The sequence below is a fragment of the Pseudomonas sp. RC3H12 genome (assembly GCF_018596375.1).
In the GTDB taxonomy this organism is placed as follows: Bacteria; Pseudomonadota; Gammaproteobacteria; order Pseudomonadales; family Pseudomonadaceae; genus Aquipseudomonas.
Window position 1 is genome coordinate 3,856,464 of the sequence record NZ_CP075595.1, and the last position, 21,851, is coordinate 3,878,314.

Annotated in this window: 19 protein-coding genes; 15 read left to right on the plus strand and 4 right to left on the minus strand. The window is 62.6% G+C overall.

Going from position 1 to position 21,851, the window contains the following annotated elements:
• The first annotated feature begins 133 nt into the window (after positions 1 to 133).
• The 11 genes from KHO27_RS17460 (at position 134) to KHO27_RS17510 (ending at position 13,031) form a co-directional block, all read left to right on the plus strand.
• Positions 134 to 1,516: an OprD family porin gene (locus KHO27_RS17460; protein ID WP_371918096.1), complete on the plus strand. Its 1,383-nt coding sequence runs from the start codon at positions 134 to 136 to the stop codon at positions 1,514 to 1,516.
• Between the two features lie 72 nt (positions 1,517 to 1,588).
• Complete coding sequence (locus tag KHO27_RS17465; protein ID WP_214500546.1) at positions 1,589 to 3,184, plus strand: ABC transporter substrate-binding protein; 1,596 nt, start codon at positions 1,589 to 1,591, stop codon at positions 3,182 to 3,184.
• 76 nt (positions 3,185 to 3,260) lie between these two features.
• Complete coding sequence (locus KHO27_RS17470) at positions 3,261 to 4,271, plus strand: ABC transporter permease subunit (RefSeq protein ID WP_028689623.1); 1,011 nt, start codon at positions 3,261 to 3,263, stop codon at positions 4,269 to 4,271.
• Between the two features lie 10 nt (positions 4,272 to 4,281).
• Positions 4,282 to 5,208, plus strand: coding sequence for an ABC transporter permease subunit (locus KHO27_RS17475; RefSeq protein WP_046854276.1), 927 nt, complete (start codon positions 4,282 to 4,284; stop codon positions 5,206 to 5,208).
• A 10-nt stretch (positions 5,209 to 5,218) separates the two neighbouring features.
• Positions 5,219 to 6,187, plus strand: coding sequence for an ABC transporter ATP-binding protein (locus KHO27_RS17480; protein ID WP_046854275.1), 969 nt, complete (start codon positions 5,219 to 5,221; stop codon positions 6,185 to 6,187).
• Positions 6,187 to 7,155 (plus strand): peptide ABC transporter ATP-binding protein, encoded by a 969-nt coding sequence (locus KHO27_RS17485; protein ID WP_046854274.1) that lies wholly within the window; start codon positions 6,187 to 6,189, stop codon positions 7,153 to 7,155. The genes KHO27_RS17480 and KHO27_RS17485 overlap by 1 nt, the downstream gene beginning before the upstream one ends.
• A gap of 149 nt (positions 7,156 to 7,304) precedes the next feature.
• A complete protein-coding gene (locus KHO27_RS17490; RefSeq protein WP_214500547.1) occupies positions 7,305 to 8,915 on the plus strand; it encodes a metallophosphoesterase in 1,611 nt (536 codons plus the stop codon).
• Between the two features lie 328 nt (positions 8,916 to 9,243).
• Complete coding sequence (locus tag KHO27_RS17495; protein ID WP_110700085.1) at positions 9,244 to 10,053, plus strand: helix-turn-helix domain-containing protein; 810 nt, start codon at positions 9,244 to 9,246, stop codon at positions 10,051 to 10,053.
• 64 nt (positions 10,054 to 10,117) lie between these two features.
• Positions 10,118 to 11,524 carry an NAD(P)/FAD-dependent oxidoreductase gene (locus KHO27_RS17500; protein WP_214500548.1) on the plus strand — a complete coding sequence of 469 codons (1,407 nt, stop codon included), beginning with the start codon at positions 10,118 to 10,120 and terminating at the stop codon, positions 11,522 to 11,524.
• 33 nt (positions 11,525 to 11,557) lie between these two features.
• Positions 11,558 to 11,899, plus strand: coding sequence for a cupin domain-containing protein (locus KHO27_RS17505; protein ID WP_214500549.1), 342 nt, complete (start codon positions 11,558 to 11,560; stop codon positions 11,897 to 11,899).
• A gap of 52 nt (positions 11,900 to 11,951) precedes the next feature.
• The gene (locus KHO27_RS17510) at positions 11,952 to 13,031 is read left to right on the plus strand and encodes a polyamine ABC transporter substrate-binding protein (protein WP_214500550.1); all 1,080 of its coding nucleotides are present in this window, start codon (positions 11,952 to 11,954) and stop codon (positions 13,029 to 13,031) included.
• A gap of 96 nt (positions 13,032 to 13,127) precedes the next feature.
• Here the strand turns inward: KHO27_RS17510 and KHO27_RS17515 are convergent, their stop codons facing one another.
• From KHO27_RS17515 to KHO27_RS17525, 3 genes are all read right to left on the minus strand, one after another.
• Positions 13,128 to 14,711, minus strand: coding sequence for a peptide chain release factor 3 (locus tag KHO27_RS17515; RefSeq protein WP_023629783.1), 1,584 nt, complete (start codon positions 14,709 to 14,711; stop codon positions 13,128 to 13,130).
• 110 nt (positions 14,712 to 14,821) lie between these two features.
• Positions 14,822 to 15,151 carry an XRE family transcriptional regulator gene (locus tag KHO27_RS17520; protein ID WP_102684922.1) on the minus strand — a complete coding sequence of 110 codons (330 nt, stop codon included), beginning with the start codon at positions 15,149 to 15,151 and terminating at the stop codon, positions 14,822 to 14,824.
• Between the two features lie 3 nt (positions 15,152 to 15,154).
• A complete protein-coding gene (locus KHO27_RS17525) occupies positions 15,155 to 15,601 on the minus strand; it encodes a type II toxin-antitoxin system RelE/ParE family toxin (protein ID WP_250888373.1) in 447 nt (148 codons plus the stop codon).
• Between the two features lie 291 nt (positions 15,602 to 15,892).
• Here KHO27_RS17525 and KHO27_RS17530 point away from each other — a divergent pair, with 291 nt between their 5' ends.
• From KHO27_RS17530 to KHO27_RS17545, 4 genes are read left to right on the plus strand one after another with little or no spacing between them, the layout of a single operon-like run.
• Positions 15,893 to 16,606: an ABC transporter permease gene (locus KHO27_RS17530; protein ID WP_111532099.1), complete on the plus strand. Its 714-nt coding sequence runs from the start codon at positions 15,893 to 15,895 to the stop codon at positions 16,604 to 16,606.
• Between the two features lie 13 nt (positions 16,607 to 16,619).
• Positions 16,620 to 17,531 carry a glycine betaine ABC transporter substrate-binding protein gene (locus KHO27_RS17535; RefSeq protein ID WP_111532098.1) on the plus strand — a complete coding sequence of 304 codons (912 nt, stop codon included), beginning with the start codon at positions 16,620 to 16,622 and terminating at the stop codon, positions 17,529 to 17,531.
• Positions 17,528 to 18,181 (plus strand): ABC transporter permease, encoded by a 654-nt coding sequence (locus tag KHO27_RS17540; protein WP_111532097.1) that lies wholly within the window; start codon positions 17,528 to 17,530, stop codon positions 18,179 to 18,181. The genes KHO27_RS17535 and KHO27_RS17540 overlap by 4 nt, the downstream gene beginning before the upstream one ends.
• The gene (locus tag KHO27_RS17545) at positions 18,178 to 19,335 is read left to right on the plus strand and encodes an osmoprotectant ABC transporter ATP-binding protein OsmV (RefSeq protein ID WP_111532096.1); all 1,158 of its coding nucleotides are present in this window, start codon (positions 18,178 to 18,180) and stop codon (positions 19,333 to 19,335) included. The genes KHO27_RS17540 and KHO27_RS17545 overlap by 4 nt, the downstream gene beginning before the upstream one ends.
• Before the next feature lie 72 nt (positions 19,336 to 19,407).
• Here the strand turns inward: KHO27_RS17545 and KHO27_RS17550 are convergent, their stop codons facing one another.
• The gene (locus KHO27_RS17550; RefSeq protein ID WP_214500551.1) at positions 19,408 to 21,825 is read right to left on the minus strand and encodes a TonB-dependent siderophore receptor; all 2,418 of its coding nucleotides are present in this window, start codon (positions 21,823 to 21,825) and stop codon (positions 19,408 to 19,410) included.
• Between the last annotated feature and the right edge of the window lie 26 nt (positions 21,826 to 21,851).

Genomic DNA, 21,851 nt, shown 5'->3' on the forward strand with positions numbered 1-21,851 from the left:
CGACCCACTCCCGCGACGGCGTGCAGCCCGGATTTGCCTGGCAACCCCCAGGCAGACACTGCAGTACCGCGTCACCGTGACAAGCCCGGCTCACAAGGCCGGGTGATAACTAGAAAAATATCAGGGAGCTTTCATGTTGATTCGTACCACAACCACCGCACTGGCCTTGTCCGTCGGCGCCTTCTGCGCCCTCGCCCAGGCCGAACCCGCAAGCCAGGACTTCGTGCCGTTCGCGCTCAAGTCCAGCAGCGAACAGGCCGAAGCCAAAGGCTTCATCGATGGCCAGAGCCTGTCCGGCAGCACCCGCAACTGGTATGCCCGCGAACGCGCCACCCGCGCGCCGCTGTGGAAATACACCAAGGGCGACGGCACCCGCCACGACACCCACAGCCGTGACAACTGGGTGCAAGGCACCATCCTCAACTACAGCTCGGGCTTCACCGAAGGTACCGTCGGCTTTGCGGTGGAGGCCGCCGCCTACAATGCCATCGCCCTCGAGCAGGGCCGCGCCGCCGTGGCCGGCCCGAACAACCGTACCCTGACCCACAGCGACGGCGACCCGATCGGCCAGTGGAGCAAGATGGGCCTGGGCAACGTCAAGGCGCGCATCTCCAACACCACGCTGACCGTCGGTCGCCAGTCGGTCGACACGCCGATGATCGCCTACATCGGTAACCGGGCCTTGCCATCGAGCTTCCAGGGCGCGTTCCTGCACAGCGCCGAGTTCGAGAACCTGTCGTTCGACGTGGGTACCTTCGACCGCGTCTCGCCACGTACCGAGCAGAGCCTGAGCAAGTTCCGCAGCGAATACGGCGCCGCCGGGGTCGAGACCGACCGAGCCAGCACCGTCGGCATCAACTACCAGCCGCTCAAGAGCCTGACCACCAGCCTCTACGCGACCAAGGTCGACGACTTCTGGAACCAGTACTACTTCGGCGCCAACCACGTGCTGGGCGACAGCGCGGTGCTGAGCCTGACCACCGGTCTGAACTACTACAAGACCGTGGACGAAGGCAGCAAGAAGATGGGCGAGATCGACAACGACACCTACAGCCTGTCGTTCGGACTGACCCACCAGGCCCACACCCTCACCGCCTCCTGGCAGCAGGTCAACGGCAACGAGTACTTCGACTACCTGCATGAGACCAACGGCATCTACCTGGCCAACTCCCTGCTGTCGGACTTCAACGGCCCGAACGAGAAATCGCTGCAGATCAGCTATGTGCTGAACATGGCGCCCTATGGCGTGCCAGGCCTGAAGTTCAACGTCTACAACGCCCGCGGCTGGGATATCGACGGTACCCACTACAAGGGCACCGCCTATGACGTCCGGGGCCAGGACGGCGAGAACCACTACGAGTGGGGCATCGGCACCAGCTACGCGGTGCAGAGCGGCATGCTGAAGGACACCACCATCCGCGCCACCTATACCGCCCACCGTGCCAGCAAGGCGCAGAGCGACGGCAGTCTCGACGAGTTCCGTGTCGTCACCACCATTCCGTTCAACATCCTCTGACCGTTGGCGCCACGGCCCGCCTCCCCACGGGCCGTGGCGGCTACGCTGGAACTAGCACTGCAGGGAGGTTCCATGAAATCGCTACCGCTACGCGCTGCCCTGGCAGCCGTCATCCTGGGCGCCGCATCGAATCTGGCGGCCAAGCCGCTGGTGGTGTGTACCGAAGCCAGCCCGGAAGGCTTCGACATCGTCCAGTACACCACCGCCGTCACCGCCGACGCCACGGCCGAGGCCATCTTCAACCGCCTGGTCGACTTCAAGCCCGGCACCACCGAGATCCAGCCGGCCCTGGCTACCAGTTGGGACGTCAGCCCCGACGGCCTGGTCTACACCTTCCACCTGCGCGAAGGCGTCAAGTTCCACACCACCGACTACTTCAAGCCCACCCGCTACTTCAATGCCGATGACGTGCTGTGGAGCCTGAACCGCCAGCTGAAGAAAGACCATCCGTGGCACGACAAGACCAGCGTCGGCTACCCCTACTTCGAGAGCATGGCCTTCAAGGACCTGCTCAAGTCGGTCGAGAAGACCGACGATCACACCGTGGTGATCACCCTGACCCGCCCGGAAGCGCCTTTCCTGCGCGACCTGGCCATGGCCTTCACCTCGATCTACTCCGCCGAGTACGGCGACCAGCTGCTCAAGGCCGGCAAGACCGGCGACCTCAACAGCAAGCCGGTCGGCACCGGCCCGTTCGTGTTCCAGCGCTACAACAAGGACGCCAACGTTCGCTACAAGGCCAACCCGGACTACTTCCGTGGCAAGCCGCCCGCCGACGCGCTGATCTTCGCCATCGCCACCGACAGTAACGTGCGCCTGCAGAAACTGCGCGCCAACGAATGCCAGATCGCCTTGTATCCCAAGCCTGACGACGTGCCGGGGATCAAGACCGACCCGAAACTCAAGGTCGCCGAGATCGAGGCGCTGGTCACCGGCTACATCTCGATGAACACCCAGCACAAATACCTGAGCGATGTGCGCGTGCGCAAGGCGATCGACATGGCCTTCGACCGCCAGACCCACGTTGACCAGTTGTTCGGCAAGGGCAACGCCCTGGTTGGGGTCAACCCGTATCCACCGACCATGATCGGCTACAACACCGACAACAAGAACCCACCCCACGACCTGAACAAGGCCCGCGCCCTACTCAAGGAAGCCGGCGTGCCGGAGGGCACGGTGATCACCCTGTTCACCCGCAACGGCGGTGGCCCGACCAACCCCAACCCGCGCCTGTCCGCCGAAATGCTGCAGTCGGACCTGGCCAAGATCGGCATCAAGCTCGACATCCGCGTGATGGAATGGGCCGAGATGCTGCGTCGCGCCAAGAAGGGCGAGGCCGACCTGGTGTCGGCGGGCTGGGCCGGCGACAACGGCGACCCGGACAACTTCCTCACGCCGATGCTCAGCTGTGACGCGGTGAAAAGCGGCGAGAACTATGCGCGCTGGTGCAACCAGAAATTCCAGGACCTGATCACCCGCGCCCGCGAAGTGATCGACAACGACGAACGCGCCAGGCTCTATAACGAGGCCTTGGCGGTGTACGATGAAGACCAGCCGTGGATCAGCATGGCCCACCCGAAAATGTTCACCGCCATGCGCGAGAACGTCGAAGGCTATGTGATCAACCCACTGACCAACAACAACTTCGCCACCACCAAGGTGAAGTAGAACAACAACAGCCGCCGGACCTTGTGCAAGAGGCCCCGGCGGCGCGCCGTTTCCGGCTGATGAGGTACCCCTGACAATGTTGAGTTTTATTGCCCGACGCCTGGGTCTGCTGATTCCGACCTTCTTCGGTATCACCTTGCTGACCTTCGCGCTCATACGCCTGATCCCCGGCGACCCCGTCGAAGTGATGATGGGCGAACGCCGGGTCGACCCCGAAATGCATGCCCAGGCCATGGAGCGCCTGGGTCTGAACAAGCCGCTGCCGGCCCAGTACCTGGACTATGTCGGCAAGCTCGCCCAGGGCGATCTGGGCGAATCCCTGCGCACCCGTGAAAGCGTATGGAACGAATTCCTCACCCTGTTCCCGGCCACCCTGGAGCTGGCCATGGCCGCCCTGCTGTTCGCCGGAGTCATCGGCCTGCTGGCCGGGGTGATCGCCGCGCTCAAGCGCGGCTCGCTGTTCGACCACGGGGTGATGGGCATCTCGCTCGCCGGCTACTCGATGCCGATCTTCTGGTGGGGCCTGATCCTGATCATGTTCTTCTCGGTGAGCCTGGGCTGGACGCCGGTCTCCGGGCGCATCGACCTGCTCTATGACATCGAACCGAAAACCGGCTTCATGCTCATCGACACCCTGCTCAGCGACGAGGAAGGCGCGTTCAAGGATGCGGTTATGCACCTGATCCTGCCGGCCATCGTGCTGGGCACCATCCCGCTGGCGGTGATCGCCCGCATGACCCGCTCGTCGATGCTCGAAGTGCTGCGCGAGGACTACATCCGTACCGCCCGCGCCAAGGGCCTGTCGCCGTCACGGGTGGTGTTCATCCACGGCCTGCGCAACGCGCTGATCCCGGTGCTGACCGTGTTCGGCCTGCAGGTCGGCACACTGCTGGCCGGCGCCGTGCTCACCGAAACCATCTTTTCCTGGCCGGGCATCGGCAAATGGCTGATCGAGGCCATCGGTGCCCGTGACTACCCCGTGGTCCAGAACGGCATCCTGTTGATCGCCTGCCTGGTGATCCTGGTCAACTTCGTCGTGGATATCCTCTACGGCCTGGCCAACCCACGCATCCGTCATCAGCGCTGAGGACTACGCCATGACCAGCCCGATTCCAAAATCCGTCACCCCGCCCAGCGTGGTCGACCAAAGCTTGCTCTACCCCTCGCCGTACAAAGAATTCTGGCAGGCCTTCTCGCGCAACAAGGGCGCGGTGGCCGGCCTGGCGTTCATGTGCCTGGTGGTGTTCTGCGCCCTGTTCGCCCCCTGGGTGGCGCCGCACAACCCCAGCGAGCAATACCGCGACTTCCTGCTCACACCGCCGGTATGGCTCGAAGGCGGTACCTGGCAGTTCATCCTCGGTACCGACGAACTGGGCCGCGACCTGCTCTCGCGGCTGATCCAGGGCGCCCGGCTGTCGCTGCTGATCGGCCTGTCATCGGTGGTGATGTCGCTGATCCCGGGTATCCTGCTGGGCCTGCTGGCCGGTTTCTTCCCGCAGATCCTCGGCCCCTCGATCATGCGCCTGATGGACGTGATGCTGGCGCTGCCCTCGCTGCTGCTGGCCGTGGCCATCGTCGCCATCCTCGGCCCAGGCCTGATCAACACGGTGATCGCCATCGCCATCGTCTCGCTGCCGTCCTACGTGCGCCTGACCCGCGCCGCGGTGATGGGCGAACTGAACCGTGACTACGTCACCGCCGCGCGCCTGGCCGGTGCCGGGCTGCCGCGGCTGATGTTCGTCACCGTGCTGCCCAACTGCATGGCGCCGCTGATCGTGCAGGCCACCCTGAGCTTCTCCTCGGCGATCCTCGACGCTGCGGCCCTGGGCTTCCTCGGCCTCGGCGTGCAGCCGCCAACCCCCGAGTGGGGCACCATGCTGGCCTCGGCCCGCGACTACATCGAACGCGCCTGGTGGGTGGTGAGCCTGCCGGGCCTGACCATTTTGCTCAGTGTGCTGGCAATCAACCTGATGGGCGACGGCCTGCGCGACGCGCTGGACCCGAAACTCAAGAACGCCGCCTGAGGAGATCGCCATGTCACTGTTGCAGATCAACAACCTGAACGTGCGCTTCGGCGACGCCAATGCCGTGCCCGTGGTGGACGGCCTCGACCTGAGCGTGGATGCCGGCGAGATCCTCGCCATCGTCGGCGAGTCGGGCTCGGGCAAGTCGGTGACCATGATGGCCCTGATGGGGCTGATCGAAGCCCCCGGGCGCATCACCGCGGACGTGCTCGACTTCGCCGGCACCAACATGCTCAAGCTCAGCGGCCGCCAGCGCCGCAAGGTGGTGGGCAAGGACATCGCCATGGTCTTCCAGGACCCGATGACCGCGCTCAACCCCAGCTATACCGTGGGCTACCAGATCGAGGAAGTGTTGCGCCAGCACCTCGGCCTCAAGGGCAAGGCAGCGCGCCAGCGCGCGCTGGAGCTGCTGAAGAAGGTCGAGATCCCGGCGGCCGAAAGCCGCCTGGACGCCTACCCGCACCAGCTGTCCGGCGGCATGAGCCAGCGCGTGGCCATCGCCATGGCCATCGCCGGCGAGCCAAAACTGCTGATCGCCGACGAACCGACCACCGCGCTGGACGTGACCATCCAGGCGCAGATCATGGAGCTGCTGGTCAACCTGCAGAAAGAGCGCAACATGGCGCTCATTCTCATCACCCACGACCTGGCCGTGGTCGCCGAAACCGCCAAGCGCGTGTGCGTGATGTACGCAGGGCAAGCGGTCGAAGTCGGCCAGGTGCCGGAGCTGTTCGACATCCCCGCCCATCCGTACAGCGAAGCGCTGCTGGCGGCCATTCCCGAGCACAGCATCGGCGCCGAACGCCTGGCCACCCTGCCCGGCATCGTCCCAGGGCGCTATGACCGCCCGCAGGGTTGCCTGCTGTCGCCACGCTGCCCCTACGTCCAGGAAAACTGCCGTCGGCAGCGCCCGGCCCTTGATCCCCAGGCCCACAGCCTGGTGCGTTGCTTCTATCCGCTGAACCAGGAGGTGGCGTGATGGCCGTCGTACTTTCCGCTCGTGAGCTGACCCGCCACTACGAAGTCTCCCGCGGCCTGTTCAAGGGCCATGCGCTGGTGCGGGCGCTCAACGGCGTGTCGTTCGAACTGGAGGCCGGCAAGACCCTGGCCGTGGTCGGTGAATCCGGCTGCGGCAAGTCGACCCTGGCGCGTGCCCTGACCCTGATCGAGGAGCCGTCCTCAGGTTCGCTGCAGATCGCCGGCCACGAGGTCAAGGGCGCCAGCAAGGACCAGCGCAAACAGCTGCGGCGCGACGTGCAGATGGTGTTCCAGAGCCCCTACGCCTCGCTCAACCCGCGGCAGAAGATCGGCGACCAGCTCGCCGAGCCGCTGTTGATCAACACCTCGCTGAGCAAGGCCGAACGCCGCGAGAAAGTGCAGAAGATGATGGAGCAGGTGGGCCTGCGCCCCGAGCACTACCAGCGTTATCCGCACATGTTCTCCGGCGGCCAGCGCCAGCGTATCGCCCTGGCCCGGGCGATGATGCTGCAACCCAAGGTACTGGTGGCCGACGAACCCACCTCGGCGCTGGACGTGTCGATCCAGGCCCAGGTGCTGAACCTATTCATGGACCTGCAGAAGGAATTCAACACCGCCTACGTGTTCATCTCCCACAACCTGGCCGTGGTGCGCCACGTGGCGGACCAGGTGCTGGTGATGTACCTCGGCCGGCCGGCGGAGATGGGGCCCAAGCAGGACATCTACGACAAGCCGCTGCACCCGTATACCCAGGCGCTGCTATCGGCCACCCCGGCGATCCACCCGGACCCGCTGAAGCCGAAGATCCGCATTGCCGGTGAATTGCCCAACCCGCTGAATCCGCCGGATGGATGTGCCTTCCACAAGCGCTGCCCGTATGCCACCGAGCGCTGCGCCAAAGAGGTGCCGGCACTGAGGCAAGTCAGTACACGGCAGGTAGCCTGTCACTACGCTGAACAGTTCCTATAGGAGCAAGCTGAATAAAAACCCGCCTAGGCGGGTTTTTTATCACAGACAGCCCTACAGCAAAACTGTCATTTCTATCAGTAGTCAATTGTCCCCTTCCCTGCAAATCTTTGGCACAGGTGCAATCCAGTAAGCCAAAACAGGGATATAAAATGAACAGTATCAACACCAACGGCGGTCTGTCAGCTTTCATTATCTCCTCTGACCCACAGTTCCCGAGGCGCTGGGTAGATGGCAAGGAAGAGTACAAAACAGACGCCGCCAGCAAAGCAGCTGCCCTTGAGACCTTGCAAGCAAACTACAGCGACATGCAAGCTTATCGAGACGCTAACAAAGACAAACTCATCCCTGTGCTTGTAAACGGAGACATCACGGAGTATGGCGATAAAAAAAATGGTCCTGGTGATAGCTTTCTCACCGTGATGAGAGATGACGTTTTCCCCATTTTAGGCGACAAAGACAATGTCCTGATCGGCCTGGGCAATCACGGCTACGACAACAATATCAATGACACTGCAGACAATGGCGCAGCCGGTGGTATGTTGGAATGGTTTCCGAAGGCGAAACCGAAAACCTGGCTACCTGAAGATCAGAACGAAGGCGATAAAGAATCGGATGACAGCGACAACAATTTTGATTGGCGTCACAATTTTTACGATGGCTGGACCGGCGACATCTGGTATCCATTCAGTTCCTATTCTTATGCAGTAGAGAAAAAGGACCCCAGCGTAACCGGTACAACCTATCGCTTCATTCAGCTGAACAATTATCCAGAGTATGCAAGACACTTTGAAACCGGCAGCTTTGTCGGTGACGAGCACATCTACAACGTCACCCCTTCCACCGCATGGCTTGCTCAACAGTTGAAGCGCGCAGGTGAAAAAAATCAGATTGTGATTGTATCCATGCACCAGAATCGCATGAGCGGCGCCATCAGAACGCTGCTGGAATCAGCCAATGTCACGCTGGTTTGTGTCGGCCATACCCATGGCATTTCAAGCCGAATAGGAGGAACTGCAAATCTACCCATTGTGAATAGCGGCGCCAGTTTTAAAGGCACCTACCTAATTGCCGAAGCCGAGGGAGATTCCCTGAACATCTTCGCAGTGTCTGACAATGATCATGGCAGTAAGAAATCGATTGGATCGGTGCCACTTAAAGTTGCCAATAGCAATGTCCCCCAAGACGATGTAGGACGCTACGTGGTTTTCGAAAGAGATGACGATGGTTATATCGATGGGATCGCAGCCTACGTATCACTTGCCAAATCTGACGTTTACTACCTGAACAAAGATAGCTATTTCAACGACCTTGTTGAAAGCTGCACTATCAATAGAGCCGATGAAGGTACGGAGATCACGGTATACGATCACCCTGGAGACAAGGACATGGATGGTGGAGATTTTGGTCATTACGATGATGACTACGCCGTTATCACGATCAAAAAAGCACTTACACAACCAATCAAAATCACCACATTCGAAGAAGACTATGAAGATGAGTTCATCTCACTCAAGGCACACTACGTAAACGGGCTGGATCATAAAATCTCTCGCGTTAGCGTCAAGCTCAAAAGCGCGGAGGTGGATAGTTTGCCTCTCAGAGAGGCAAAACTATCACGTGATGAATCGAAGCACCAGCTCGTACAGAAAGTTTTGCAAGGCGACCTTCAACTTATCGAGGTTGCTGCGATACTGGATATCGGCCTGATCACAATGCGTCGCATGGTCGATAAAGCCCGCAGAGAGCGCAAAACCGGCTGAATCCATACCTTGAACAAGCCGACTCCTGCAAGATATGAGACCGTCTGCAGGAGCCGGCCATTTCACAAATGGCTTTCTCTCAGTGCATGAAGAACCAGATCAGGATGATCACCGGAATCGGCACGCCAATCATCCACAGTAGTATCGAGCGCATGACCTTTCTCCTTTTTCGAGGGCAACAAGATCCTTGCAGCGCACATGCCAGCTGTATCAAAAAATTACACTCATGTGAATCAATAGGTTGGCGCTCAGGCGACTTGATCAAACCATGCAAAATGCAGGATCCACGCCCTTGCGCCTGGGTTTTCTGCAATGCACTATCAAGCCCATGATCGCCACTCCCCTTCCCGACGGCCCTGGGCAGAACACGCTCACCGCCACCACCGTCATGCGCTACCACCTGTGCTGGAAGCATCGCGACCTGGACGGGGTAATGGCCTTGTACCACCCGGATATCCAGTACCACGACTTCTTCCAGAACCGCGTGCTCGGTTTCGACGAGCTGCGCGACTACGTGCGCGCCAGCCTGCCCCATGAGGCCGGTGAAGACATCGTCCACAACGACCGCATCCGCGTGGATGGCTGCACCGCATTCATCCAGTACCAGGTCACCGTGCAGGGTGGCGACGGGCTGGTGGCGTTCCAGTCCAGCGAGGCGATCACGGTGCTGGACGGGCTGATCTGGCGGGTCAACGAGTACGCAACGCTGGTCCATGGCAACAGCAAGGGTCTGCGCTCCAGCGGGCCACGCCCAGCCACCAGTCGGCTCGGCCTGTCTCCCCGCCAGCTGTCGACCATGGCCCAGGACCTGGAGCATTATTTCCAGGCCCAGCGCCCGTACCTGGACCCCGAGCTGGACCTGCAGCGGGTCGCCGACGAAAGCGGCTACAGCCGCAACCAGATTTCCTACCTGCTCAACCAGGTGCTTGGCCAGAGCTTCTACCGCTACGTCAACCAGGCACGCCTGCAACACCTGATGAGCAGCCTGGACAATAGCTGCGTCGCGGCGCCCGTCGATGACCTGGCGTTCAACGCCGGCTTCAATTCGCTGTCGGCGTTCTACAAGTGCTTTCGCGAACATACCGGCCTGTCGCCCAAGGCTTACCTCAAGCAAATTTCCCTGCGTGCACGCACGTAAGACAGCCCACGCCACGCTTCACTAGGATCGCCACAGACCCTCAGTGGATGTGGAGCACGACCCGATGCAACCTTTGCGCACGATCAGCCTGTGGATGGACCAGCTCGACGAGCCGTTGTGCGCGCGCCCGGCCCTGCGCCAGGACCTGGACCTCGACGTGTGCATCATCGGTGCCGGCTATACCGGACTGTGGACGGCCTACTACCTCAAGCGCCAGGCGCCGCAGCTGAACATCGCGGTGATCGAGGCCAACATCGCTGGCTTCGGCGCCTCCGGACGCAATGGCGGCTGGCTGATGGGCAACCTGCTGGGCGAGGACCGCCTGCTGGCCACGCTCTCGCCGCAGCAACGGCGTGAAAGCATCGACCTGCTGCACGGCATCCCCGACGAAGTCCACGACGTGCTCCTGCGCGAAGGCATCGCCTGCGACTACCGCAAAGGCGGAGTGCTCTACTGCGCCGCCCGCTACCCGGAACAGGAACGCAGCCTGCGCGCCTGGCTCGACGACCTCTACCGCCAGGGCATGAATGAAGACGATTACCGCTGGCTGCGCCCGGAACAGCTGGATGCCCAGCTGAAGGTAAGCAACCCCTACGGCGCCCTCTACAGCCCGCACGTCGCCACCATTCAACCGGCCAGGCTGGTGCGTGGCCTGGCACGGACGGTCGAGGCCATGGGCGTGCCGATCTACGAGAACACGCCAGCCATAGACTGGCAGACCGGCGAAGTGCGCACCCCGTTGGCACGTATCCGCAGCCACTGGGTGGTGCCGGCCGTGGAAGGCTACGCCGCCAGCCTGCCACCGCTCGGGCGGCACCAACTGCCGGTACAGAGCCTGCTGGTGGCCACCGAGCCGCTGCCGGAGTCGACATGGGAGCAGATCGGCCTGGGCCAGGGCCAGGCCTTCAGCGAAAACAGCCGCCAGGTCACCTATGGCCAGCGCAGCGCTGACAACCGCCTGGTGTTCGGTGCCCGCGGCGGCTACCGCTTCGGTGGCCGCCTGCGCGAGGACTTCACCCTGACCACCGACGAGGTGGAGCTGCGCTGCTACCTGTTCGGCGAACTGTTCCCACAGCTCAAGCACGTACGCATCACCCACTCCTGGGGCGGCAACCTCGGCATGGCCCGGCGTTTCCGCCCGCACATGCTCTGCGACCGCCAGCGCGGTATCGCCCTGGCCGGCGGTTATGGCGGCGAGGGCGTCGGCGCCACCAACCTCGGTGGACGCACCCTGGCCGCGCTGATCCTCGGCCAGCACAACGAACTGACCGCGCAGCCCTGGGTGCACGACAACCGCCCGCTGTCGAGCTTGGCCAGCTGGCCGCCCGAGCCGTGCCGCTGGCTGGGCTACAACGCGATCATCCAGAGTTTCGTCCACGAGGACCGGACCCTCGCCAACCCGACCAGCGCCCCCTGGCGGCGGCGCCTGGCCAGTGGGTTGGCCGATTTCATGGAAGGCTTCATGCACTGACTTCCCCTCACCACCACACAGGATCCACCGGTCATGAGCATCACCCAGTTCAAACACACCGACAGCGTCATCCTGGACAGCAGCACTCCGGTCGCCGTGCCCCTTGGCGAGCCGGTCGCGGTCACCTCGGTCACCTGCGTCGAGCGCAGCGACGGCGTCGAGACCGGCATCTGGGAATGCACCCCGGGGCGCTGGCGGCGGCAGATCGTGCAGCAGGAGTTCTGCCATTTCATCAAGGGCCGCTGCACCTTCACTCCCGACGGTGGCGAGCCCCTGGTCATAGAAGCCGGAGACGCCCTGATGCTACCGGCCAACAGCCTCGGCACCTGGGATATCCTGGAGACCGTGCGCAAGACCTACGTCCTCATTTTCTGATCCGCTGATCGCCTGCCTTCGATAACAACAGACAAAGCAAGGTAACCCCGACATGCGCACCCTCCTTCTCGCTCCCCTGATGCTGGCCGCCGGCATGGCCAGTGCCGCCGACTCGGTGAAGATCTACAACTGGTCGAGCTACATCGCCCCGGACACGCTGAAGCACTTCCAGCAAACCACCGGTATCAATCCCACCTACGACGTGTTCGACAGCAACGAGACCCTCGACGGCAAGCTGATGACCGGCAACTCCGGCTACGACGTGGTGTTCCCCTCCAACCACTTCATGGCCCGGCAGATCCAGGGCAAGGCGCTGAAGCAGCTGGACAAGTCGCAACTGCCCAACTGGAAGAACCTCAACCCGGTGTTGCTCAAGGCCCTGGAGGTCAACGACCCTGGCAACCAGTACGGCTTCCCATACCTGTGGGGCAGCACCGGCATCGGCTACAACATCGACAAGGTCAAGGCGGTGCTCGGCGACAATGCGCCCATCGACTCTTGGGACCTGTTCTTCAAGCCCGAATACCTCGCCAAGCTCAAAAGTTGCGGCGTGGCGGTGCTGGACAACGGCCCCGAGCTGCTGCCGATCGCCCTGCACTACCTGGGCCTGCCCCACCACAGCCAAAACCCGGCGGACTACGACAAGGCCAAGGCGTTGCTGATGCAGGTGCGCCCGTATATCAGCTACTTCCATTCCTCGAAGTACACCGGCGACCTGGCCAATGGCGACGTGTGCCTGGTGGTGGGTTTCTCGGGCGACGTACTGCAGGCGAAGAACCGTGCCGAGGAGGCGAAGAACGGGGTGAAGGTGGGCTACTCGATCCCGAAGGAAGGCGCGCCGATGTGGTTCGACATGGTGGCCATGCCGGCCGATGCCCCTGACGAGAAGGCTGGCTATGCCTACATGAACTACCTGTTGCAGCCGGAGGTGATGGCCAACATCAGCAACTTCGTGCAGTACGCCAATGGCAACCAGCAGGCGGATGCGCTGGTGGACCCGGTGCTGAAGAGCAACACGATGATCTACCCGAGTGACGACGTGATGGGCAAGTTGTACGCGCTGGAAGCGATGCCGGCGAAGATCGACCGCATCAGAACGCGGATCTGGACCAGCATAAAAGCCGGCAACTGACATGCATCAGTTACACGCTTGAAGCTGCAAGCGACAAGAAAAAGGCGGGCCTTTCCAGGCCCGCCTCTTCTTGAAGCTCGCAGCTTGCAGCTGCTCTTAGTGGTGCTCGCGAGTCGCGCGGAATTTCACATCCGGCCAGCGCTCTTCCATCAGCGCCAGGTTGACCCGGGTCGGGGCCAGGTAGGTCAGGTGACCACCGCCGTCGATGGCCAGGTTCTCCACGGCCTTGTTCTGGAATTCCTCGAGCTTCTTCTTGTCGTCGCAGCTGATCCAGCGCGCCGACCAGACGGTGATCGGCTCATAGGCGCACTCGACCTTGTACTCTTCCTTCAGGCGGCTGGCGACCACGTCGAACTGCAGCACACCGACCGCGCCGAGGATGATGTCGTTGCTGCGCTCGGGGAAGAACACCTGGGTCGCGCCCTCTTCGGCCAGCTGCTGCAGGCCCTGGCGCAGCTGCTTGGATTTCAGCGGGTCCTTCAGGCGCACGCGGCGGAACAGCTCCGGGGCGAAGTGCGGGATGCCGGTGAAGCCCAGCGCCTCGCCTTCGGTGAAGGTGTCGCCGATCTGGATGGTGCCATGGTTGTGCAGGCCGATGATGTCGCCGGCATAGGCCTCCTCCAGCTGCTCGCGCTCGGAGGAGAAGAAGGTCAGGGCATCGCCGATGCGCACGTCCTTGCCGGTGCGCACGTGGCGCATCTTCATGCCCTTTTCGTACTTGCCCGAGCAGATACGCATGAAGGCGATACGGTCACGGTGTTTCGGGTCCATGTTCGCCTGGATCTTGAACACGAAGCCGGTGAATTTCTCTTCCACCGGTTCCACGGTGCGCTCGTGGGCGACCCGGGCCAGCGGGCGCGGCGCCCAGTCGACAACCGCGTCGAGCACATGGTCGACACCGAAGTTGCCCAATGCGGTACCGAAGAACACCGGGGTCAGCTGGCCATTGATGAACGCGTCCTGGTCGAACTCGTGGCAGGCGCCCTGCACCAGCTCGAGTTGTTCGAGGAAGCGGTCGTACTCATCACCCAGGTGGGCGCGGGCTTCATCGGAGTCGAGCTTCTCGATGATTTTCGCTTCGGTGCGCTCGTGGCCATGCCCCGGGGTGTAGACGATGATGTAGTCGCCGGCCAGGTGATACACGCCCTTGAAGTCGCGGTAGCAACCGATCGGCCAGGTGATCGGCGCGGCCTTGATCTTCAGCACCGCCTCGATTTCGTCGAGCAGTTCGATCGGGTCGCGGATGTCCCGGTCGAGTTTGTTGATGAAGCTGACGATCGGCGTATCGCGCAGGCGGCACACGTCCATCAGGGCAATGGTGCGCGGCTCGACGCCTTTACCGCCGTCGAGCACCATCAGCGCCGAGTCCACCGCGGTCAGGGTGCGATAGGTGTCTTCCGAGAAGTCTTCGTGGCCGGGGGTGTCGAGCAGGTTGATCATATGCTCGCGGTAGGGGAACTGCATCACCGAGGTGGTGATGGAGATGCCGCGCTGCTTCTCCATTTCCATCCAGTCGGAGGTGGCGTGGCGGTCGGACTTGCGCGACTTCACGGTACCGGCGACGGCAATGGCCTTGCCCATCAGCAGGAGCTTCTCGGTGATGGTGGTCTTACCGGCGTCGGGGTGGGAAATGATTGCGAAAGTGCGGCGCTTCGCGACTTCGGCGGCCTGGTTGGTCATGGGAAATCGCCTGACTGGGGATTCAAAAAGGGGCGATATCATACCTGAAGTCGGGCGTCAGGCCAAAACAAGCCCCAACGGTTCGACCCAATTCGCCCCTGCCGCATTGGTTAACCATCAACAAGCGAATCGCCGGCAAGCCCCTCGATGGTTATAGGAGCTCGGCCAGGCAGATGAACGACCAGCTCCAGTCTTCCCCCCATGGCTTCCAGATAGTCACGCAACGTAGAGATCAACATATCGCTACGGTTCTCGAACCTGGAAACATTGCCCTGACGAACGTCGAGGCGCTCGGCCATGCTTTCCTGGGTGATCTCGAGTTGTTTACGCAAGGCCTGAAGCGTCATTTCCTCACGAATCAGTTCGCGACCACGCTCCTCGATTCTTGCCCTGCGCTCAGGCGTCAGCTCGTTCATCACGTCTTCAAGCGTCTTGTACATTTCTCAACCTCTGGACAAATGTCGATCAAACCGTTCATCGGCACGGGTAATCAGGCTTCCATAAAATCTACGCTCATTGATACCAGCCTTGTCCCCCGCAACGAGCAACAACGCAGAGCGCGAACGATCGAAAGCGAATGCGACTCGCCATACACCGCCATCTGCGTTGAACCTCAACTCTTTCATGTTCGAATGCCTCGAGCCTTTCAGCGTGTCCACATGCGGACGCCCCAATGCGGGGCCAAAATGCTTGAGCAGATGAAGCTGCGCCAGCAATTCATCCTGTACCACCTCGGTCAACACCTGTAGCTCGTAATTGAACTCCCGGCACATTCCAATAGACCACCCCATTAAAATACCTCCAAGGGAATATCCCCTCAAGCGCATACCAAGAATATTCGAGAAGAAATTCTGAACATCTGCAAGATGCCTCGATAGCAGGTACTTCAACGTCTCAACGTAATATTCACGCTTGATTTTCGCGTGAAATTTCCTACACACCAGTGATTAACACTGGCCAAATGCCGCCCCAGATGGGAACCTTTACGTCCACGGAGACGTCCACTCCCCTGCAAGCCGCTTCGCTTCAGGGCTGGTTTCACCTGCTTCACGAGCCCGACGGGGTTCGGCTCATGGCCTGATGCCGCGCATCGGGCTGCTACTCGCGACCACGCTGCCCGCCGCCAGGAATGGCCGGCCGCACGGGGGTGTGATCGCCGACTATAAAAAAGGAGTCCGCCTGTGGCTGCACGCTACGGAAAAGGGCTGTTGGGATGGGCCGCCGTGCTCGTCATCCTGGCCCTGCTGATCCACTGGATCGGCATCGACACGATCGCCCGCTACCGCGACGATCTTGGGTTCTACCTGCAAGCGCACCTGGTCCTGGTGCTGGCTTCGATGGCGGCGGCGCTGGCCGTGGGCATCCCCGCCGGCATTGCTTTGAGTCGACCGCACCGGGTCGACAAGGCCGAGCGCTTCATGCAGTTGTTCAACGTTGGCAACACCATTCCTCCCCTGGCCGTTCTGGCCATCGCCCTGAGTATCCTGGGCATCGGCGCAGGTCCTGCGATCTTCGCACTGTTCCTCGCCTCCCTCCTGCCCATCGTGCGCAACACCTACGAGGGCCTGAAAAACGTCCCCGCCTCGCTCAAGGAAGCCGCCACCGGCATCGGCATGACCCCGCGCCAGCAACTCTGGCAGGTAGAGCTACCCAACGCCGTGCCGATCATCGTCGGCGGCGTGCGCGTGGCCCTGGCCTTGAACGTGGGCACCGCGCCCCTGGCGTTCCTGATCGGCGCCAACAGCCTGGGCAGCCTGATCTTCCCAGGCATCGCCCTGAACAACCAGCCGCAGCTGCTGCTCGGCGCCGCCTGTACGGCGTTGCTGGCCCTGGCGCTCGATGCGTTGGTGAGTTTCTCCAGCAAGCGCTGGCTGGAACGTGGCCTGGCCCAATAAGAAGAGGCAAAGCATGAAGAAAACAATCGCCTTGTTCCTGGGCGCGGCCCTGCTTTGCGCAGGCATTGCCCAGGCCGCGGAAAAACCACAGATCCGCATCGGCGCCCGGGTGTTCACCGAACAGACCGTGCTTGCCGAAATCACCGCCCAGCACCTGCGCGCCAACGGCTTCGAGGTGCGGGTGACCACCGGGCTGGGCAGCAATATCGCCCGCCAGGCCCAGGAAACCGGCCAACTCGACCTGATGTGGGAATACACCGGCGTATCGCTGGTCTCGTACAACCATATCGACGAGCGCATGCCCGACGCCGCAGCCACCTATGCGCGAGTGAAAGAACTCGACGCGAAGAAGGGCCTGGTCTGGCTGGCGCCGTCGAAGTTCAGCAACACCTACGCCCTGGGCCTGCCAAAGGCCGTCGCCGCGGCCTACCCGCAGATCAACTCGATCAGCGACCTCAACCAGGTGCTGCATGACGAAGCCGACCGCAATCACCTGGTGGCGCTGGACACCGAGTTCGCCAACCGCCCGGATGGCCTGGTCGGCCTGCGCGAGCTGTACGAGCTGCCGCTGGACCGGCGCAACATCCGCCAGATGGACGGTGGCCTGGTGTACACCGCCATGCGCAACAACCAGGTGTTCGCCGGCCTGGTCTACACCACCGACGGGCGCCTTAACGCGTTCGACCTCAAGCTGCTGGAAGACGACAAGCACTACTTCCCCGACTACACCGCCGCCCCGGTGCTGCGCCAGGCCGTGCTCGACGCACATCCTCAGCTGGCCACCCTGCTCAAGCCGCTGGCCGAACAGCTGGACGACGAGACCATGCGCCAGCTCAACGCCAAGGTCGATGTCGAGCACCAGAGCCCGACGGTGGTGGCCGCCGCGTTCCTGCGTGAGCACCCACTCAGCGAGGTACAGCCATGAACCTGCTCGACACCTTCGTCCACCTCGACTGGGCACAGGTCCTGCAACTGACCTGGCAGCACATCATGCTGGTCGGCATCGCGGTGGGCCTGGCGATCCTTGTCGGCGTGCCGCTGGGCATCCTGATGACCCGCTTCCCGGTGTTCGCCGGCCCGCTGCAGGCCAGCGCCACCGTGCTGCTGACCATCCCCTCGATCGCCCTGTTCGGCTTGCTGCTGCCGTTCTACTCGAAGTTCGGCCAGGGCCTGGGGCCACTGCCGGCGATCACTGCAGTGTTCCTTTATTCACTGCTGCCGATCCTGCGCAACACCTACCTGGCGCTGACCAACGTCGAGCCCGGTATCCGTGAAGCCGCACGCGGCATCGGCATGACCTTCGGCCAGCGCCTGCGCATGGTCGAGTTGCCCATCGCCGTGCCGGTGATCCTCGCCGGCGTGCGCACCGCCGTGGTGATGAACATCGGCGTGATGACCATCGCCGCGACCATCGGTGCCGGCGGTCTGGGCGTGCTCATCCTCACCTCCATCAGCCGCAGCGACATGTCGATGCTGATGGTCGGCGCTGTGCTGGTCAGCCTGCTGGCGATCATCGCCGACCTGATCCTGCAAGCCCTGCAACGTGCCCTGACTCCAGAAGGACTGCGCTCATGATCGAACTGAAGAACCTCAGCAAGACCTTCAACGTCAACGGCAAGGACGTCAAAGCCGTCGACGCGGTAAGCCTCACCGTCAACGAAGGCGAAATCTGCGTGTTCCTCGGCCCCTCCGGCTGCGGCAAGAGCACCACGCTGAAGATGATCAACCGCCTGATCACACCGACCTCAGGGCAAGTGTTCATCAATGGCGAGGACACCACCGGCCTGGACGAGGTGACCCTGCGCCGGCACATCGGCTACGTGATCCAGCAGATCGGCCTGTTCCCCAACATGACCATCGAGGAGAACATCACCGTGGTGCCGCGCCTGCTCGGCTGGGACAAGCAGAAATGCCATGACCGCGCCCGCGAACTGATGCACATGATCAAGCTCGAGCCCAAGCAGTACCTGCAACGCTACCCGCGCGAACTGTCCGGCGGCCAGCAGCAACGCATCGGCGTGATCCGCGCCCTGGCCGCCGAGGCCCCGGTGCTGCTGATGGACGAACCGTTCGGCGCGGTCGACCCGATCAACCGCGAGATGATCCAGAACGAGTTCTTCGAGATGCAGCGGGCCCTGAACAAGACGGTGATCATGGTCAGCCATGACATCGACGAGGCCATCAAGCTGGGCGACAAGATCGCCATCTTCCGCGCCGGCAAGCTGTTGCAACTGGATCACCCGGACACCCTGCTGGCACACCCGGTGGACGATTTCGTCAGCAACTTCGTCGGCCAGGACAGCACCCTGAAACGCCTGCTGCTGGTACGCGCCGAAGATGCGGCGGACAACGCGCCGTCGCTGAGCCCGGAAACACCGGTGAGCGAGGCGCTGGAGCTGCTGGATGAGCACGACCGCCGTTATGCAGTGGTGACAGACGCCGCGAACAAGGCGCTGGGCTATGTGCGCCGCCGCGACATGCACCGCCAGCAAGGAACCTGCGGCGACTTCCTGCGTCCGTTCAATGCCACCGCGGCGCACGACGAGCACCTGCGCATCCTGCTGTCGCGCATGTACGAGTTCAACCGGGCGTGGTTGCCGGTGCTGGATGCCGAACAGGTGTTCCTGGGAGAGGTGACACAGGAGTCGATTGCGGCGTACCTGAGTTCTGGGCGCTCGCGCGGGGCGAAGACCTCGATCGTGTCGCCGGCGCAGGCAGTGATTTCCTGAGCCGGCCTCATCGCGGATGAATCCGCTCCTACAGGTAGGAGCGGATTCATCCGCGATTAAGGCGACGCGCTATCAGAACCCTACACTGGCCTGCACATAGAACGTGCGCGGCTCACCCACATAGATCCCCGCGTTGTTGTCGCTGGAGCGGGTGAAATACTGCTTGTCGAACAGGTTCTTCACCCCGGCGGCCAGCTTCAGGCTCGACAGCTGCGGCCCGAACGCATAGCCACCCCGGGCATGCCAGGTGACGTAGCCCGGAATGTCGCCATACTGCCCGTCGGCGCTCGGCTGGGTGATGTAGTTGCCGTTGAAGCTGCCATCGGCGTTCATCCCGGTACCCGGCGCGCGCTGCTTCGACTGGGCGTAGGCATCCAGGTTCCAGGTCCAGCGGTTGACCTCGTAGCGCACGCCGGCGGTGGCCACCTGGCGCGAATAGAACGGCAGGTCACGCCCCTTGAAACCAGGGATCTCGCCCTCGTAGGTGGCACGGGTGTAGGTGTAGCCAGCATTCACCGACAGCCCCTGCAGGCGTGGGTCCAGGCCGGACAGGTCGTAGCGCGCCGAGGCCTCGATGCCCTGGTGCTTGGTCGCCCCCAGGTTGGTCCAGCCGACATCGTTGCTGATGTACTGCAGCTCATCGTCGAAGTCGATGTAGAAGGCTGTCAGCTCACCGGCCCAGTTGCCGTTGTCATAGCGCGTACCAATTTCGTAGGTCTTGGCCTTCTCCGGCTCCAGGCCGTTTGCCGTGCTGTCGCCGACGCCGCCCTGGCCCAGCTGGAAGTACTGCAGGCTGCCGAACGAGGTCTCGTAGTTGGCGAACAGCTTCCACGCATCGGACAGGTGGTACATCACGCTCAGCGCTGGCAGCGGTTCGTTGCTGGTGATGCTGCGGTTCTTCTCCGGCACTGGGCGATAGTTGGCGTCCATCACCGGGCGGTCGCGCCAGTCGGTGTTGATGTGCTCGAAGCGGATGCCCGGGGTGATGGTCCAGTTGCCGACGTCGATCTTGTCGTCGATGTAGTAGGCGCTGGCCTCGGTGCCACCGCTGCGGTCCTGGAACACATGGCCGTCGGAGGTCGGGGTCACGGTCGGCACGTTGTCGACCAGCGCCAGGCGGGTGGACTGCTCGCGCATCGCTTCCTTCAGATAGCGATAGCCGACGCTGACTTCCTGGGTGGTCGGGCCGACGAAGAAGATCCGCGACAGACGTGGCTCGATGGCAAAGGTGTGGTAGTTGCGCGGGTACGACGACAGGGTCTTCTGGTCGCGGGCGGCGATGGCGCTGCCACGGAAGCTGTCGGTGTAGTAGGTCAGCACCTCGAACTGGGTGGCGTCGTCGATCTGCCGCTGCCACTTGAACGACACGTCCTTGCGGCGGCCGCTGAAGTAGTCGTAGTCGCGCACCGACTGGTAGGGGTTGTGATCGTACTGCGCCTGGGTCAGGCCACCCGGCATGTCGGCGCGGCCGTCGTAGTAGTGGAAATTGAGCCAGAACTCGTCGACATCGGTCGGTGCCCAGTGGGTCTTGAGCATCACGTCGTCGATATCGTTGTCGTTGTTGCTTTCGCGATAGCCATCGCCATTCACGCCGGTATACAGCAACGCCACGCCCATGCCGTTGTCGGCAGTGCCGCCGACGAAGGCCGACTCGGTGTGCTTCCAGCCGCCATCGCGCGAAGTCTCGAGGGTGGTGGACAGCTCGCCGCTGGCCTTCTCGGGGATCGCCCGAGTGACGAAGTTGATCACCCCACCGACGTTCTGCGGGCCATAGCGCACGGAGCCTGCACCACGGACCACGTCGATGCTGTCGAGGTTGCCAGAGGAGATCGGCGCCATCGACAGCTGTGGCTGGCCGTAGGGGGCGAAGGCCGCCGGAATGCCATCGATCAGCACGGTCGAACGCGGTGACAGGCGCGACGTCAGGCCACGCACGCCGACATTCAGCGACAGGTCGCTGCCACCGGTGCCGTTGGAATCCTGCACCTGCACGCCCGGGATACCGCGCAGGGCGTCACGCACGTTCATCGTGCCCTTCTCCACCATCGCTTCACGGCGTACCACGGTGCGCGCGCCCGGGTGGTTCTGCACCACGCTCTGGTCGGCGTCGCCCAGCCAGTCCCCGACCACCTTGATATCGGTGGGCGCCAGCTCCAGGCTGCCGGTGGTCAGGGTGCCAGCGGCCTGGGCCGGCTTGACCACCACGGTGTCCGCGGACTGCTCGAAGGTCAGCCCGCTACCTTGCAGCAGTTGCTGCAGGGCCTGCTCCGGCGCCAGGTTGCCGGACACCGCCGGGGCCTGCTTGCCGTCCACCAGCTCGGGGCTGAAGAACAGTTGCAGGTTGGTCTGCTGGCCCAACTGCTTGAGTGCGCCCGCCAATGGCTGGGCCTGGATCTGGATGGTATCGGCGTAGCTGTTGCCGGCGGCGGCGCTGACCGCCAGGGCCAGCGCCAGGCGGCGCAGCTGGAGAAGGGGATTATTGTTGTTCACGTCTTCGATGGGTCCTGAGAGTCGGG